Origin of the sequence: Rhizohabitans arisaemae, from assembly GCF_025996515.1 — a bacterium.
Taxonomy (GTDB): Bacteria; Actinomycetota; Actinomycetes; order Streptosporangiales; family Streptosporangiaceae; genus Rhizohabitans; species Rhizohabitans arisaemae.
This window is the reverse complement of sequence record NZ_BLRH01000034.1, coordinates 528,475-544,509: the sequence shown is the minus strand read 5'-3', so window position 1 is coordinate 544,509 and position 16,035 is coordinate 528,475. Positions and strand designations below refer to the sequence as shown.

The following is a 16,035-nucleotide window of genomic DNA, read 5'->3' as shown; positions in this document are numbered from 1 at the left end:
CCAGCAGTCCGGATAGTGCACGATAACATATCCGGACCGATGGTCCGTTTGGCTGGAGGGGGCTCGTCATGACCGAACAGCGCACCGAGCGCGCCGACGCGGTCCGCAACCGCCGTGCCGTGCTCCGCGCCGCCGAACGGCTCCTCACCGAACACGGGGGCGACCAGGTGTCGCTGGATCGCGTCGCCGCCCTCGCCGGAGTGGGGAAAGGCACCGTGTTCCGCCGTTTCGGCAGCCGGGCCGGGCTGCTGCAGGCGCTCCTGGAGGAGAAGGCGCAGGAGCTGCGCGAAGCCGTCGTCCACGGCCCACCGCCGCTCGGTCCCGGGGCGCCCGCCCGGGAGCGTCTGCTCGCCTTCCTGGACGGACTCGCCCTGATCGCCGAAGGGAACGCGACCCTGCTGTCGGCGCACGGGCAGGCCTGCGCCGAGGACAAGTACCGGGACCCCAGCTACCTCTTCTGGCACGGCCATCTGAGCGGCCTGATCGCCGAAGGGCGGCCCGGTCCCGACGCCGGCTTCCTGGCCCACGCCTTGCTCGCCGTCTTCGACGGAAACCTCATCCGTCACCTGACCTCACCTGATGACCCCCGGCGCTTCACCCGCTCCGTCCAGCAGATGGCCATGGCACTGCTCGACCGCGACTGATCGAAAGGCCTACCGGAATCCCGTCGACCCCCGGCCACCGCGGAAATCATCTCGGCGCTCCCGGGAGACGATGTCGCTGTCGCTGTCCACCAAGCCGCTGTCGGGCGCGGCCCGCAAGAGTGGCAAGGCGCAGCCAACGGCTTTCCCGAACCTGGAGACCGCAGTCGCGGCGGTCTGGTCCGCGGTGCTGCGAACGCCCTGAAGGCGAGGCGGGCGACGGCCTCGGTCCCGGAGACGCCGGCGGCTGCCGAGTGTCGAGCCCGCCCACAACGGCAGCGCCGACGTCTACCGGTTCGGCTTCGGCGTCGCCTTCACCGAAGCCGAGATCGCCGCCGACCCGCATCTGAGGACCATCACGGTGCGCGGGTGAAGGGCGACCTCGGAACGTCTTGCCCGCCGCCCTCGCCGCCGCGTGCGCGGATCGGTTACCTCGACGAGACTGCCGTTGGAGAACGACACGGGTACCGGGCCGGGTCAGGCGGTCCGGCGGGAGCGGGCCAGAGCCAGCCCGGCGAGGACCACGGCGATCAGCCCGATCCCCAGATCCACGAAGCCCCCGACTATTCCGTAGCCGGTGCTCGGACCACCTTCGGCGGCGGCCACGACCAGCCCGCCGATGACCGTGCAGACCAGCCCCGTCGCCAGGGCCACGATGGCACCCCTTCTCCCGGTGCCGGTGCCGAAACGGCCGGTGGCGCGGGCCAGAGCCACCCCGCCGATGACGACGCCGGCAAGCCCCAGCAGCGCGGCCACCAAGGACCAGAGACGCCCGGCGGTCAAGGTGTAGGCATCGACGGGCGGGGCCAAGACGTGCGCGGCCGCTGGGGTGGCGAGCCCCAACGTTCCGAGCAGGGCGGTTGCGGCGGTGGCCGCCAGGTGACGGACGGACATAAGGATCCTCTCTGTCGAATGACGGGTTTGGGCAGCGTGTGCGGTGCGGTGGATCGCCGATGCCGGCCGAGGTACCGGTGACGATTCGCGGCGGTCAGCCGCTCGGCTCGGTGCGGCGGGAGCGGGCCAGAGCCCGCCCGCCGAGGACCACGCCGACGAGCCCGAGCACCAGGGCCAAGGCCGCCCCGAACACTCCGTTGCCGGTGCCGAGACCACCGTCGGCGACGGCCAGTTTCACCGCGCCGTTGAGCCCGCCGGTCAGCGCCACCACCAGGGCCACGATGGCCACCCTCCTGCCGCCGTTGCCGGTACGACGGACGGAGCGCAGCGCCAGCCAGCCGATGACCACGCCGCCCAGCGCCACCAGTGCGGCCACACTGGCCCAGATTCGCTCAGGGGTCCCGAAGTAGTTGTCGAGACCCTGGCCCGCGCATTCGGCCGCCGACGTGCAGACCGGTGAAGCCGCCTCTGCGGCAAGCACCAACAGGACGGACATTGAGGATCCTCTCGGTCGAATGACGGGCGCCCGCAGCGTGTGCGGCGCGGCACCTCGGCCTATGCCGGCCGAGGTGCCGGTGACGAGCGCGACCGCCTGGAAGGGGTTTCACGGAATCGATCATCGCGCCGTCGAGCGGCCTGGGCCTCCGACAGAGGACGGCGGCGTCTACGCAGTTGCGCGTAGGCACCTCGTGCCCGGCTACGCTCGTCGTCGTAGGCGGTCGCGCGTCTGGGCGGAGTGTTCGCGCAGGCGGCGACCGTAGGATCGCGGTATGGAACACCGCGTGGTGTCGCCCCGCCTGCCGGTGCCGGCACAGGACGTGTTGCTCGCGCTCTTCATCACCGTGATGCAGGTTCAGGGCACGATGGTCCGCAATGCCGGCGAGGTGGTGCAGCGGTCGCTCACCGACCTCGGACACCTGGGATATGTCCTGCTGGTCGTGAGCGGTGTGGTCGTTGTCGTCCGCCGCCGGTGGCCGGTACCGGTGTTCGTCACCGCCGCGCTCGCCAGCATGGTGTACTACGGCCTCGGCTTCCCGGACGGGCCCGGCTGGCTCGGGCTCTTCGTCGCCCTGTACACCGTCGCCGCCTACGGAGACGGGCGCCGGTCGCTGGTGACAGCGGGCGTGGGTATCACGGTGCTCGCCGTCGGCTGGCTGGTCGCCGCGGCCGACATCGAGCCACGCGCCGCCATCGGCTGGGTGTTCTTCCGGATCGGCGTGTCGGTCATGAGCGCGGCCCTCGGCGAGTCCGTCCGGTCCCGGCAGGTCATCGCCGCCGAAGCTCAGAAGCGTGCCGAGCTGGCGGAACGAACCCGTGAGGAGGAAGCGCGGGCGCGTGTCGACGCCGAACGGCTCCGGATCGCGCGCGAGGTCCACGACACCGTCGCACACGCCATAGCGATCATCAACGTCCAGTCCGGTGTCACCGCGCACGTGCTCGACAAGCGGCCGGAGATGACACGCGAGGCGCTGCGGGCCATCGAGCAGACCAGTTCCCGGGCGCTGCGGGAGATGCGGGCCATCCTCGGGGTCCTCCGTGACGACGGTGACGACGACGGGCGGGTGCCGTACCCCGGGGTGGAGCAGATCGACGAACTGGCCGCCAAGGCACGCGAGGCGGGACTCGACATCAAGCTGGAGGAGACCTCGCCCGCGGCGGCGCTGCCCAGCACGGTGGGAAGTGCCGCCTACCGCATCGTTCAGGAATCGATCACCAACGTGGTCCGCCACGTCGGCCCGACTCGGGTGACGGTGGTGCTGAACTCCGGGATCGAGGCATTGGAGATCCGCGTGACCGATGAGGGCCGCCGTGCCGCCCCAGGTCATGACTCCGCGGATGCGCGCCTGGCGGGTCGGCATCCGAGCGGGACGGGCGGCTCGGCCAAGCCCGGCCGCGGGATCGTCGGCATGCGCGAGCGCTGTCACCTGCTGGGCGGAGAACTCGACGCCGGGCCGATTCCGGGCGGCGGGTTCGAAGTCAGGGCACGGCTGCCCCTCGCGCCGGCCGGGTCGCACCTGTGAACGCGGCGGCCGCCTCACCGTCGACCGACGCTCCGATCAAGGTGCTGCTCGCCGATGACGAGGGTCTCGTGCGATCCGGGTTCAAGCTCCTGCTCGACCTCGAGGACGACATCACCGTGGTGGGGGAGGCCACCAACGGCGCCGAAGCCGTCGAGCGGGCACGCGCCGCCCGTCCCGACGTCGTCCTCATGGACATCCGCATGCCCAAGCTGGACGGGATTCAGGCGACCGCCCGGATCGCCGAGACGCACGGGTTGGAGCGGGTCCGGGTCATCATTCTCACCACCTACGACACCGACGAGTACGTCTTCGACGCCTTGCAGGCCGGGGCCAGCGGCTTTCTGCTCAAAGACGCCGGGCCGGCCGAGCTCCTGCATGCCATCCGGGTTGTCGCCGCCGGAGAGGCGCTGCTCGCTCCGCGGATCACCCGGCGCCTCATCGGCCAGTTCGCCGCGCAACGCAAAGCCGCCCGGGCCGGGGAGGACCGGCTCGCGGTGCTGACGGAGCGCGAGCGCGAGGTGCTGGCCCTGGTGGGACAGGGCCTGAGCAACCACGAAATCGGTACCGAGTTGTTTCTCAGTCCGGCCACCGCGCGCACCCATGTCAGCCACGCGATGGCGAAACTGGGTGCGCGCGACCGTGCGCAGCTGGTCGTCATCGCTTACCGAACAGGACTGGTCAGTCCTGCGATGTAGGTCACGGCCACGCCGCGCTCGCGCGGCATCCGCCCGCAGGCGGTCATGTCGGCCGGTACGGCCTGGGCGGCGCACGCCGTACCGGGGATGCCGGCAAGAAGGCCGTCATGAGCCCCAAACCAGGGTGATCTTGTTTTGTGACCTGGTTCGTTGATGCTGTGCGGTCATTACGCGCGCCCCGATGGACATCGACGAAGTGGTCGAACACTGGACGATCCTGGACGAGGCGCCGAGGGGCGGGCTCACATGCTCGGCGGGCCCGGCCCTCGGCGCGGATAGGTTGCGGGTGCTGCCAGGTCAGCAGCTACTGGTGGTGTCGCCGCCGTCGACGACACAGGTGTCGTTGCCGAGGCCGCCGTTGGCGGTGTCGCCGCCGACGCCGTCTTGGACGTTGATGTCGTCGTTGCCGAGGTTGCCGCTCATGGTGTCGGTGCCGGAGGTGTCGAGCAGGACGTCGTTGCCGTTCTGGCCGTCGAGGTCGTCGTTGCCGGGGCCGCCGTAGATGTGGTCGTTGCCGTTGTCGAACAGGCCGAGCAGGGCCTCCAGCAGGGTTTCGCCCTTGCTGTCGTCGTTGCCGGCTTCGCCGTAGATGTAGTCGGCGCCGTTGCCGCCGGCCAGGGTGTCGTTGTCGTCCCCGCCGTACAGGATGTCGTCGCCGTTGTCGCCGAGGATGGTGTCGCCGCCCGGGCCGCCGTAGACGGTGTCGCTCTGGTTGCCGGCCTCGATGATGTCGTCGCCGGCCAGCCCGCAGATCACATCGCTGCCGTTGGTGCCGTCCAGGTTGCCGTCGTTGCCGTTGGTGCCGATGATGGTGCAGCCCAGCCCGTTGTCGACGGTGGTGTTCTCGGCGTCGCCGGCGTTGCCCGCGCTGGGGTCGTGTTCGGTGGCGGCGGCGGTGGCGGTGACGGTCACCGTGCCGGTCGCGGTCGGCGACAGGGTCAGGGTGATGGTGGCGGCGGAGGAAGCGGCCAGGGTGCCCAGGTTGCACGACGCCGAGGTGGTGACGGTGCACGAGCCCTGCGAACTGGTGGCGGACAGGATTCCGGCCGGCGCGCCGGACAGGGTGACGGTCGCGGTGACGCCGGTGGCGCCGGCCGGGCCGTTGTTGGTGACCGTGACCGTGTCGGTGAAGGTGGCGCCAAGGTTGACCGGGTCGGCCGAGTCGGCCACCGACACCGACAGGTCGGCGTCGGTATGCGGGACCGTCCAGTCGGCGTATGTCTGGAAGCCGCCGGCGGTGTGAGCGGAGGCCTGGCCCGTGCCATCGGGGTTCATCATCCACAGGTCCCCGTTGCGGGTGTAGGCGATTTTGGTGCCGTCTGGGGCCCACAAGGGTTCGAATGACTGGACGTTGTCGTTGGATAGGTTGGTCTGTCCGGTGCCGTCGGCGTTCATCGCGTACACGTCGGAACCGATGGTGAAGTTGTTGAGGGTGTAAGCGATCTTGGTGTTGTCGGGGGACCAGTTCGGGTTGAAACCGTTGTTGGGGGAGCTGTAGCTGGTCAGCTGGGTGTGGCCGGTGCCGTCCGGGTTGATGGTGTGAATGTTCAGGCTCGCGTTGTAGGCGATCTTGGTGCCGTCCGGCGACCAGGCGGGGTTGGTGGCGGTGCTGGGGGTGCCCAAAGGGGTGGGATTGCTGCCGTCGGCGTCCATGACCACCAGCCCGCTGGTGGAGGCGAAGACGATCTGGCTGCCGTCGCCGGAGAATCTTGGCCGGTCGACGGCGACACCGGCTCCGGTGGTGAGCTGGACCAGGCCGCTGCCGTCGGCGTGCATGGAGTAGATCTCTATGGCGAATGTGGTGGCGTTGGCGCGGATGAAGACGACCGTCGAACCGTCGGGTGAGACGGTGGGCCAGACGTCGAAGTCGGCGGTGCTGGTGAGCTGGGTGGCGCCGGTGCCGTCCGGGTTGACGGAGTAGATGTCGTTATTGCTGTGGTAGTAGATCTTGCCGTTGACGCCCGGGAACGAGGCGTGTGCCGGCGTGAGCGTGACCGGCGCGCCGGCCGCGGCGATAAGGAACGCCGCAACCAGCGTGGCGAGGCGGCCGCGACGTCTCATGGGTGGGCGGGAGGTAGCCGGTAAGGCGGTGTGCAGCATGAGATACCCCTTGCTGAAGGTGTCCGTTCCGGCCGGGAGCGCCCCGCCGTTCGGTGGCATGGCGAAGCCGGGACAGGAAGCCGGGATCCGAGCCCAGCCCGCCCGGTGAGGCGCGGACGAGACCGGCAGGCCCGTGCCACCGGCCGCCGCCCGTATGCGGGCATGCGGCAGCGCCGGTTGCGCGGGTGATGGTCCCCGAGTGCCGGCCGCGGCGGCTGTAATGGTGCTGCCGCCGATCAGCGACCGTAGGTGGTGTGCGGGAGTCGCGAGACTGCTCGCCGTCACATCCCGCCGTCAGGCGGCGAGGGTAGCGTTGATGCCCTCTCCTTCACGATCCGGGCCGATGGGACTTGGAGGAGTGCGGTATCACCAAAGGCCAGTTTCCTTCTGTAATGAGGCGATTACAACCCCTGATGCCACTTGTTCTCACGGTGATCCGCGGCCGCTTCAGGACACCACGACGGGGGCCTGGAACCCGTCCCGACGCCTCGCTGCTCACCGGCCGCTGGCTGGTGTCGTGCGTCAAGCGCTGCCTGTCTCCGAAGGGGTACTCGCGGGAGACCCGGCTCACCCCCGCCTCGTTCGACATGCGCCAGGCCCCCCGGCTCACCGAGATCGGCCCACCCGGCTTCTTCCTCGGCGACTACGCCGGGCTCACCCACGACGGCCGGGACTTCGTCACGGCGTTCTCCCGGCCGCACGACGACGACCGCGCGGCGGTGTTCAGCGTGCGGGTACGCCCGGTCGGCAAGTAGCCGCAGGCCGTACGGGATTCGCCCCAGGCTTCGCTTGACCGAGCGATCGGCCGGACATAGCCGGTGAATCCCATAATCAAAACGACGATCGCCGGGTACCAGGTCCTCCAGTGGGCGCGGGCCGGGATCGGTGCACTTGGCGACGACGAGTGTGGGCGTTTCATCAGAGGTGGCCTGGAACGGCTGGCCGAACAGTTGGGTGAGACCGTTTGACTGCGGGCCCAGGCGAGTAGGCTGCCTGCGACCGTCGCGTCGGTGGGGCCGTCGAACGTTTCCGCCATCCGTTCCCTTACCTACGTGAGGGGCTTTCTCCACGCGTCGGCCCGCTGGAGGCGGAGGCCGGCGTGCGGGAGTTCCGCCATCGCGTACGCCAAGGGCTCGGAGTTCCTGCATAGAACGGGCGGGGCACGCCGTACCGGATAGGTTTGGATCTTCGAGAGCCTACCTGGGGTCGGCTTTGGGGCGGAGGCGGGGGAACCAGGCGGGCACCGCGCGGCGGTAGGCCTCGTACTCCTCACCGTAGGCGCGCAGCAGCGTCGGTTCCTCGTAGACGTGGACGAACAGGGCGGTCACCGCCCAGCAGACGGCGGCGTACCAGAGCAGGCCGAGCTGCCCGAGCAGCAGGGCCTGGCCGAGGATCGTCCCGACGACGGCCACGTACATGGGGTTGCGGACGTAGCGATAGAAACCGCCGACGACCAGATACCGCGTGGGTGCCACCGGAGCGGGGGTGCCGCGACCTTCCACCACGAACCGGACGAACGACTGGATCACCACCACCGTTCCCGCCGCTGCCAGCAGGCCGCCCAGGATCCGCAACGGCAGCCAGACCGGTTCGAAGCGCCAGCCGGTGAGCAGCCAGGGGACGACACCGGCGACCACGCACGGGGCCGCGGCGAAGAAGATCGAGGAACCGGCCGCCGCCGTCGCTTTTCTCATACCCGGAACCTCCACGGAGTCGGACGGCTCAACGCCCGGGAACGGTACCCCTCCCCGCACGGCACCATCAGCAGCCCGTCACGCCTGCACCGGCTGAGTAAGCCGGGGCCGATGTCGTCGATGGGACCAGGCGGGGCAGGCCTACGGCCCGCCGAGCGGCTCACGCCACGTGAAGGCGGGCGGGTCAGAGGGGCTCCAACTGCGACCCCGGAACTCTCTCGCGGACGATGGCGGCGTGAACCTGGCACGTCGGCTCCGACCACGCCATGTCCGGTAGCGTGACCAGCGTGTGGTACAGGTTGTCTTGATCGCAAGGCTGCTCGTCGAGCAGCTCATAGATCCACTTCGAGCGGGTGCCCAGTTCGAGCAGTTTGCAGACCGAGTCGAAGCGAGCGGCGTCGTCGGCGATGGCCCTGGCGTGCTCCAATGCGTCGCTCAGCCTGTCCAGGTGCCGACGGGCGGCGGGATGCAGACGCCGTAGCTCATCGACGGCGATCGTGGCGACTTCACGCTGCAGCTCGGCCACGGCCTGCACCAGTTCCATCAGATACGGGCCCGCCTCGTCCCTGTGCCCGATGAACATGGCGGCGTCCGCGCGTCGTCGGCACGGGTCGGCGGGGTGCGCGACCGGCCCGATCCGGCCGGGGACGGCGAGCTTGCGTGATTGCAGCATCAGGACCGGTGCGTACAGCAGCCGCTGCCTGCCCTCGGCGTCCTTCTCGCCCCAGGCGATGGGTTCGCCCGGCCCGGCCGGCGTGCCTGCCGCGTTCAACGGCAGGTGAACCAGCCGCGCCACCACCGCCCAGCCGCGCATGTCGCGGGGGACATGGCCCGGCTCGACTTCCTCGACGTCGACGAGAACGGGGGTACCGTGCGGAAAACCCGCGGCGATGTCGGCCAGCACGTCGGTGGTGGCGGTGATATGGAGCTGCCCGTCATCCACGGACCCCCTGCCTTTCTCTTCCATGGCCGGTGGCTGCCAATCAGTGGCCACCTCAGGCGAAAGGCTCTCCGGCCCTGGCTGATCGCGTGGGGCCGACGCATTCGCGGATCGATCCCCGACGGATGTGGCTCGGTGCGGTACCGATCTTATCGAGCAAGACAGGCGTCCCATACATGGAGGAATCGGCATAGGCCTGACAGGAGGAGAGTCCGGAGGGTCGTCCTGCCGACCAGGCTGTGGCTCCGGGCTGTCGGGTACGGCGCGAGGCGGCACGCCGTACCCGACGCTTCCTGGACCGATGGCATGACGCCGGTACCGGGTGGTTAATGTTCCGGGCAGGAAGCGGGGCGTTCCGGTGCGGCCACTGGTGACGGCATACCCGGGCCAATAGCGTGCCGGGTGTGAAACGGGGCGTTTGGCTGGGGGCACTGGTCTTGGGCGCGCTCCTCGGCGGAGGGGCTCCCGCGCAGGCGGCCACCCCGGACGGGCTGGAGATGACGGTCTCCGCGGCGAAGCCGGAGTTCACGGCGGGGGAGCCGGTCGCCTTCACGGTGTCGGTGACCAATCGCGGCGGCAGGGCCTGCAGGCTGGCCGCCACCTCCCGCGGTCCCCTCCAGCTCGACCTCACCCGGGACGGCACACCGGTGGATCCGGAGTTCGCCCTGGCCACCTACACCGACGGCTTCGACGCCGTGCTGCGGGCCCGGTCGCATCAGGTGACGCCGGGGGCGCGGGTGTCCTTCCCGCTCATCGCCGTACGGGATCCCGGCGGTGCCGCGCTGACCACGGTCGCCCCGGCGCCCGGCGGCGGCGGGGTGACCGCGACGTGGCCGGTGGATCGGCCCGGCGCGTATGCCATGCGGGCGACGTACCGGATGCCCGGAATGTCAGGGGCGTGCACCGCGTCGAGCGGTCCCGTGACGGTGCGTTTCGCCGTCGCGAGGAAGGACGGCATGGTCGGCGGGTTCCTCCTCGCCTGGGGCTTGGCCCTGCTCGGGCTGGCTCTGCTGCTGGTCTTCGGGCTGTCGGCCCTTCTGGTGCTGCGCCGGCGCCGCCGGGCGGCCGCGGTGACGGTGGTCCTGCTGGTGGGGCTGGCGGCGGCGCATCTGGCGCGGGCCGCCCCCGCCCGTGCCGTGATCGAGATCGACGACCAGGGCGATCCGCGGAATCTCGGGTTCGACGACTTCGTCAACGGGTGCCTCAACGAGATCCGGACCCATATCGCCGCCGACTCCGCCGGAGTCATAGATTTCCTGGATAAATCGTCGTTCAGGGTGGTTGTCCGTCCGGCGCACGGTCAGCACGGACCCGAGTCCGTCCACTTCGACGGCAGGACGGTGGTGGAGTGGAACCCCCGGTACCGGGGGCCGATCAGCGGCGAGCCGGGGACGAACTCCGAGCCGTGCAGCGCGTTCTACCACGAGCTGGTGCACGCCTTCGACAATGCCAAGGACCTGCTCGATCAGACGGCCTGCACCTTCGGCAACCCGCCCAAGCCGGGCGCGCCGATCTCGGAGGTCCGGGCCGTCCGCGCCGAGAACAACTACCGGGGACTCAAGGGCCTGCCGCCTCGCCGCTCCTACAGTGGCCGTGCGATCCCGCCGGGAAACGACCCGGATATCGCGGCCGTCCGCGACGCCTGCACGCCCAAGCGCCCCGACGACCGCCCCAAGCCCCCTATCAAACCGGGTCAGTCCGGACATGCGGGGGCCAGTGACGGAGATCCGCACCTGACCACCTTCGACCTGCGGCCGTACGACTTCCAGGCGGTGGGGGAGTTCGTGCTCGCCCGCTCCGAGGACATGGAGGTTCAGGTCAGGCAGTCGGCGGTCCCGGACACGCGACTGGCCGCGATGAACTCCGCCGTCGGCATGCGGGTCGGGCCGGACCGGGTGAGCCTCTCGCTGTACGAGGGCAGGCTGGAGAGCCGGCTGAACGGGCGGGACACCGCGTTCACCGGGACCACCCGGCTACCGGGCGGCGGGACGGTCGGCTTCACCGGCGACCAGTACACGGTCTCCTGGCCGGACGGCACCGAGGTGGTTGTACGCCTCATCGGTCACACGGCGCTGGGAATCCTCGTCTATCCCGCCGAACGGGACAAGGGCCGCCTCGCCGGGCTGCTGGGGAACCTCAACGACGACCCGGCCGACGACCTGTCCGTCAAGAACGGTGCGAAGCTTCCGGAAGTCCCCGATCATCGGCAGCTGTACGGCGACGGCGGCCTGGCCGACACCTGGCGCGTCACCCAGGACACCTCCCTCCTCCACTACCCGTCCGGTACCGACACCCGTACCTTCACCGATCGCGGCTTCCCCGACCAGGTGGTGACCGCCGACCACCTGGACGCCGGACGCAGTGAGCAGGCCCGGCGGACGTGCGCCGCGCTCGGCGTCACCTCGTCGAAGGCGCAGGGGGACTGCGCCATGGACCTCGTGCTCACCGGGCAGCCAGCGTTCGCGGTCGGCGCCATGGTCACCGCGCAACGGCTCGCCGAGGCGGCACGGCGACCCGCGGTGCGATCCGGCGAAACCCTGCGGGACGGCGACGTCGCGCAGGGCGCGATCGAGCAGCGGGACGGGGCCGACGTGTTCCGGCTGAAGACCGGCGACGCCACCGTACTGCGGCTGACCGACATCACCGGGGAGAACGGGAAATCCGGCCTGGCGACCCTGCGGACCGAGGTGGAGGGTCCCGACGGTTCCGGTGTTCCCGGTTTCACGGTAACCAGCGTCTACCAGTACCGGGTGCGGCCGGGCGCGGTCTACACGCTGAAGGTCTCCCGCTCCGCCGGGGACACCGGCCCCTACCGGTTCCGGCTGGTCACGGCGAAGGATCGCCGTCTGCCGATGACGATCGGCACCGCGGTCACCGGCGACCTGGAGGTCCCCGGCCGCGTCGACCTGCACACGTTCACGGTGGATCGGCCGGGTCGGCTCCGCCTGACCGGGGCCCGCGGATGCGATCTCCAGGTGGCGGTCGCCGACGACGTCCCGGCGCCCCACGTCTACACCCCGTACAACCTGTGCTGGGACATCGACCTGGCCACCCTCGAACCCGGCAAGCCCTACCTGCTGATCGTCTGGTCGCCCACCTCCGAAACCGGCCGCTACGCCTTCCGCCCGACCCTCGCCGACTGATTGCGGCACTCGGCCCGCCCCGGCCAGGTCGGCGGGCACCCCGGGATCCGGTACGGTCTGGGGCACCGGTCGGCGACCTTGCTATCCTCAGGGGTATGCAGCATCTGCTCTTCCTCTGAGTGATCGGGCTAGCCTCGTCTGGCGAGCGCATGTACGGCCCCGCATCGATGCACAGACGCGTCTTGGGCGCGCGTTTCGTCGATTCACGGCACACACCCTGACACCGCTTCCGCGGACGGCGTGTGCCCGGAGGAAGAAACCATGGTCATCTGGACCCGGCCTGCTTGCGAGCGGGCGCAACCGACCTGCACCGATCGCCTCGGTCGACGAGCTCATCGAGGCGCGGCGGATCACCGATGCGGTCGTCGTCGTGGCCGCTCACGACCGGCGACCTCAACGCGACGTAGCGGACCGGCCAAGGCAGCCGCAGCCGCCAAGTCGCCCTCCCGCTGAAGCGTGGACACCCATCCGCCAGGGCTCCGGCACTGGGCGCGTAAACCGTTGTTCCACCCATTTCATGACAGGAACCATCGAGCTGTGACCGATTTTGTGACATCCCAAGGCATCGCCCGCCGCACCTCCGCCGCCGTCGACGCGGCTGTCGGAGCAGGGCGCGAGCTCGGACTTCCCGTGACCGACGCCAGGGTGCTCCATGACCTTTTCTCCGTCGTCGTCCACCTCGCGCCGGCACCGGTCGTGGCCCGGGTTCCCACCGTCCTGCCGCACGGCACGGGCCTGGATTCCCTGGCGCGTCGCCAGCAGGCGGAACTGGATGTGACACGCTGGCTCGCCGACCGGGGAACCCCCGTGATCCCGCCCAGCCCCCTCCTGCCCCGGGAACCCGTTCAACGCGACGGGTTCTCGATGACGTTCTGGCAGTTCGCCGAGGAGGACCGCGGCAAAGAGCCCGACTACGTGGCGAACTGCGAGATCGTCGCCGACCTGCACGCCGCCATGCGCGCGTATCCGGGCCGACTGACGTTTCTTTCGGCAGCCGAACCGTGGTTCGTCACGCAAAGCCTTGTTGAGCTGCAAAAACGTCCCGACCTCATCGGCCCGGACGATCTGGACCGCGCACGCCGCGAGTGGCGGGTCCTGGAACCTTTCGTGCGGTCACGCCCGGCGTTCGAGGGGAGGTTCCCCGGGATCGACCTTCAGCCCGTCCACGGCGACTCCCCGCCCGCGAACATCTTCTCCGGGGTGGGCGGGGACCTCTACGCCGACTTCGAACTGGTCACGCTGGGTCCCGTCGAGTGGGACATGGCCGCTCTCGGACCCGTCTACGAGTCCGCCTACAACCGCGGCGCGCGGCGCAACGGCATGAGGCCGTTGAACGAGGACGTCCTTGGCTTCGTGAACGCCGTGGGCATGCTGCGGGTCATCGCCTGTCTCCCGCTCACATCGCAGCTGCCCTCGTTGACGGAGTACCTGAAGCCGTCCGTCGACCAATGGCGGACCACGTCGTTCGCCGGAGGCGTGGCCGACTGAACCGACATGAACACAGCCCCGCGGCGTTGAACGCCGAGCCGGTCCTTCCGCGCCCTCGCGGTGGTGCCGGATCGGTTCGGCCCGAGGAAGACGCACCTGGCCTCGGTGACGGTTGGCCGGGCACCGATCATCGGCCGCCTCTCGTCCGGCGCGAACCGACCCTGCGGCCGCTCCAGGATCCGGTACGGCCTGGGGCGGCGTACGCCGTACCGGCGCTTGGGTCAGGTTCGCAGGGCCCGGACGGAGTGGAGCAGGGCGCCGACGACGGTCGCGTTGGGTTGCAGGGTCGAGACGCGCACCGGGGGCGGGTTCATGCCCCGTTCGGCCAGACGCAGGGTGAGCGGCCGGGCGAACGGGGCCAGCGCCCGGCCGAGGCCGCCGTCCAGGATGATCAGGTCGGGGTCGAGGGTCGCGCAGATGCCGGTCACGGTCGTGGCCAGGGCGTCCAAGGCGTCCTCGACGAGCCGCCCGGCGTGCCTGCCGCCCTGGAGGGCACCCGTGATCACGGTCTTGGCGGTCGGGTCCCGGCCGAGTTCGGCGTGGGCCTCGGCGTCGGATTCGGCCAGGGCGCGGGCGCTGTCGCGCAGCGCCAGGCCGCTGACGCGGTCCTCGGCCCGGACCATGACCGACGGGTGCTCGGGATCGGCGACCAGGATGTCGCCGAATTCGGCCGCGGCGCCGCGCCTGCCCCGGACCAGGGACCCCCCGGCGAACAGCGCACCGCCGAAGCCGGTGCCCAGGGAGAGCAGGGCGAAGTTCGGCACGCCGACGGCGTGGCCCAGCCCCGCCTCGGCGATCCCCGCCAGGTTGGCGTCGTTGTCGACGTGCACCGGGATGTCGAAGGCGCCGACGACACCGGAGACGTCGAAGCCCTCCCAGCCGATGTTGACCCCCTGGGTGGCCTGGCCGGTGACCGGGTTGAAGACCGCGGGGATCCCCACCGTGGCGTGCCCGATCCGGATGCCCCGGTCCTCCGCCTCCCGCCGGAGCAGATCCCAGACGCCGGTCAGCGCCGTGCTCGCCCCGGCCGACACGGTGCCGATCCGGACTTCGGCCAGGATGTTCCCCGCGGCGTCGCCCAGGGCGCCGTGGCATTTGGTGCCACCCAGGTCGATGCCGACGACGGCTGTCTCAGTGCTCAAGCCGTCCCCGCGTCCCGGGCGCCGTTGCTCGCGCCGAACAGCTCGTCCGACGCCCATCCGTAGCAGTAGTAGATGACGTCGTCGGCCGCGCTGGCGTAGGCGGCTTTGGTCGCCTCCAGGAGTTCGGCAGGGGAGAGGTTCCACATCTGGACGCCGCTGTAGACGCGGGTGCCCTCCTGGGCCAGCCGCCGTACCTTCTCGTTCTCGCGCCGCACGAACTCCAGCGGGAATCCGTCCTGTTTGAACCGCCGGTAGGTGAGGTCGTAGGGCAGGTCGAAGACGTCCAGGAAGGCCCGGAACGCCGCCTCCTGTCCGGCGTCGTCGTCGGCGAAGTACTCGATGAAGCCCTGTACGTCGGCTCCGCCGCCGAGCCGGTGGTACGGGAAGTGCTTGAGCTTTTCGCCGGCCTGGGTGAGCCGGGTGAGGTCCTGGCCGAGCAGCCACCCGTAGGAGGGCGGCCACACGTCGAGCCAGAGCTCGGCCTCCGGGCACAGTTCGCGGGTCCGCGCGGCGAGGTTCTCCACCATGCGGCTGACGCTGTGCTGCCGGAAGGCCACCCAGGACCTCAGCGAGGCCGATGCCGTGAAGAAGGCGACCGCCTCGGCGAACCGCTTCTCGCCGAGCGACGTCGCGACGGTGCGCATGTCCCGCCGCAGCTCGTCGGCGTCGATCCCCGCCTGGGGCATTTCGCGCAGGCAGGCGGGGCAGAAGCAGCTGAGGATGGAGCGCGGCTCCAGCTCCCGGCCCGACCAGTCCGGGAACCGAATCCGGTCGATCATGACCGTGCGCCAGCCGTACTCGGCGACCAGGGCCCGGATGATCCGCGCCCACATCTCCACGACGTGCGGGCCGTTCGGGCACAGCCAGTGCCCCACCCGCTCACCGGTGAAGTCCCGCACGCAGCTGTTCTCCACGTCGCCCAGGAAGTCCCCGTTGAGGACGTTGACCCACGGGACGATCGTGTACGACTCGTTGAGGGGGCTGTCCCGCAGCGTCGCCAGCGGGTCCCGCTTGGCCGGGTCCGGCTCCCACCGCTGATGGAGACCGGGGTAGACCTCCTTCGGGTCGAAGCCGGAGTACAGCAGCCCCTCACCGATGACCACGTCCGACACCGGGTTGTGCTCCAGCACCCCCGTGGGGGAGGGGTTCCGTTCGAAGATCGTGTTGACCTGGGCGAAGACGTACTCGACGTCGTCCATCCGCGCCAGCCGCCGAGCGATCTCCTGCGGCCCCTCGTCGTTCACGTCCTGCGTGTGGACGTGGATGCCTGCCATCGG

General features: G+C 70.2%; 14 protein-coding genes. 7 read left to right on the top strand and 7 right to left on the bottom strand.

Going from position 1 to position 16,035, the window contains the following annotated elements:
- The first annotated feature begins 68 nt into the window (after positions 1 to 68).
- Both RUR_RS18010 and RUR_RS18005 read left to right on the top strand, forming a co-directional pair.
- On the top strand, positions 69 to 644 hold the full coding sequence (locus tag RUR_RS18010) for a TetR/AcrR family transcriptional regulator (RefSeq protein ID WP_283136239.1): 576 nt from the start codon (positions 69 to 71) through the stop codon (positions 642 to 644).
- A 70-nt stretch (positions 645 to 714) separates the two neighbouring features.
- Positions 715 to 846: a hypothetical protein gene (locus tag RUR_RS18005; protein ID WP_283136238.1), complete on the top strand. Its 132-nt coding sequence runs from the start codon at positions 715 to 717 to the stop codon at positions 844 to 846.
- A gap of 272 nt (positions 847 to 1,118) precedes the next feature.
- Here the strand turns inward: RUR_RS18005 and RUR_RS18000 are convergent, their stop codons facing one another.
- Together RUR_RS18000 and RUR_RS17995 are read right to left on the bottom strand one after the other, a co-directional pair.
- A complete protein-coding gene (locus tag RUR_RS18000; protein WP_283136237.1) occupies positions 1,119 to 1,535 on the bottom strand; it encodes a DUF6223 family protein in 417 nt (138 codons plus the stop codon).
- 94 nt (positions 1,536 to 1,629) lie between these two features.
- The gene (locus RUR_RS17995) at positions 1,630 to 2,031 is read right to left on the bottom strand and encodes a DUF6223 family protein (RefSeq protein ID WP_283136236.1); all 402 of its coding nucleotides are present in this window, start codon (positions 2,029 to 2,031) and stop codon (positions 1,630 to 1,632) included.
- Positions 2,032 to 2,305: 274 nt separating this feature from the next.
- On the opposite strand from RUR_RS17995, the gene RUR_RS17990 reads away from it, so the two are divergent.
- A complete protein-coding gene (locus RUR_RS17990; RefSeq protein ID WP_283136235.1) occupies positions 2,306 to 3,556 on the top strand; it encodes a sensor histidine kinase in 1,251 nt (416 codons plus the stop codon).
- A complete protein-coding gene (locus RUR_RS17985; RefSeq protein WP_283136234.1) occupies positions 3,553 to 4,251 on the top strand; it encodes a response regulator in 699 nt (232 codons plus the stop codon). Before RUR_RS17990 ends, RUR_RS17985 begins: the two co-directional genes overlap by 4 nt.
- A gap of 297 nt (positions 4,252 to 4,548) precedes the next feature.
- Here RUR_RS17985 and RUR_RS17980 read toward each other — a convergent pair whose 3' ends face one another.
- Positions 4,549 to 6,312: a hypothetical protein gene (locus RUR_RS17980; RefSeq protein ID WP_283136233.1), complete on the bottom strand. Its 1,764-nt coding sequence runs from the start codon at positions 6,310 to 6,312 to the stop codon at positions 4,549 to 4,551.
- A gap of 452 nt (positions 6,313 to 6,764) precedes the next feature.
- On the opposite strand from RUR_RS17980, the gene RUR_RS17975 reads away from it, so the two are divergent.
- Positions 6,765 to 7,106 (top strand): hypothetical protein, encoded by a 342-nt coding sequence (locus RUR_RS17975; protein ID WP_283136232.1) that lies wholly within the window; start codon positions 6,765 to 6,767, stop codon positions 7,104 to 7,106.
- A 441-nt stretch (positions 7,107 to 7,547) separates the two neighbouring features.
- Here RUR_RS17975 and RUR_RS17970 read toward each other — a convergent pair whose 3' ends face one another.
- Positions 7,548 to 8,045: a methyltransferase family protein gene (locus RUR_RS17970; protein ID WP_283136231.1), complete on the bottom strand. Its 498-nt coding sequence runs from the start codon at positions 8,043 to 8,045 to the stop codon at positions 7,548 to 7,550.
- A gap of 184 nt (positions 8,046 to 8,229) precedes the next feature.
- Complete coding sequence (locus tag RUR_RS17965) at positions 8,230 to 8,988, bottom strand: hypothetical protein (protein ID WP_283136230.1); 759 nt, start codon at positions 8,986 to 8,988, stop codon at positions 8,230 to 8,232.
- Positions 8,989 to 9,389: 401 nt separating this feature from the next.
- On the opposite strand from RUR_RS17965, the gene RUR_RS17960 reads away from it, so the two are divergent.
- Together RUR_RS17960 and RUR_RS17955 are read left to right on the top strand one after the other, a co-directional pair.
- A complete protein-coding gene (locus RUR_RS17960) occupies positions 9,390 to 12,128 on the top strand; it encodes a VWD domain-containing protein (RefSeq protein ID WP_283136229.1) in 2,739 nt (912 codons plus the stop codon).
- Positions 12,129 to 12,665: 537 nt separating this feature from the next.
- Positions 12,666 to 13,616 (top strand): aminoglycoside phosphotransferase/kinase family protein, encoded by a 951-nt coding sequence (locus RUR_RS17955; RefSeq protein WP_283136228.1) that lies wholly within the window; start codon positions 12,666 to 12,668, stop codon positions 13,614 to 13,616.
- Between the two features lie 221 nt (positions 13,617 to 13,837).
- On the opposite strand, the gene RUR_RS17950 is transcribed toward RUR_RS17955, so the two are convergent.
- Both RUR_RS17950 and RUR_RS17945 read right to left on the bottom strand, forming a co-directional pair.
- On the bottom strand, positions 13,838 to 14,758 hold the full coding sequence (locus RUR_RS17950) for an ROK family protein (protein WP_283136227.1): 921 nt from the start codon (positions 14,756 to 14,758) through the stop codon (positions 13,838 to 13,840).
- Entirely contained in the window at positions 14,755 to 16,032 is a 1,278-nt protein-coding gene (locus RUR_RS17945) for a hypothetical protein (RefSeq protein WP_283136226.1), read from the bottom strand. The genes RUR_RS17950 and RUR_RS17945 overlap by 4 nt, the downstream gene beginning before the upstream one ends.
- Between the last annotated feature and the right edge of the window lie 3 nt (positions 16,033 to 16,035).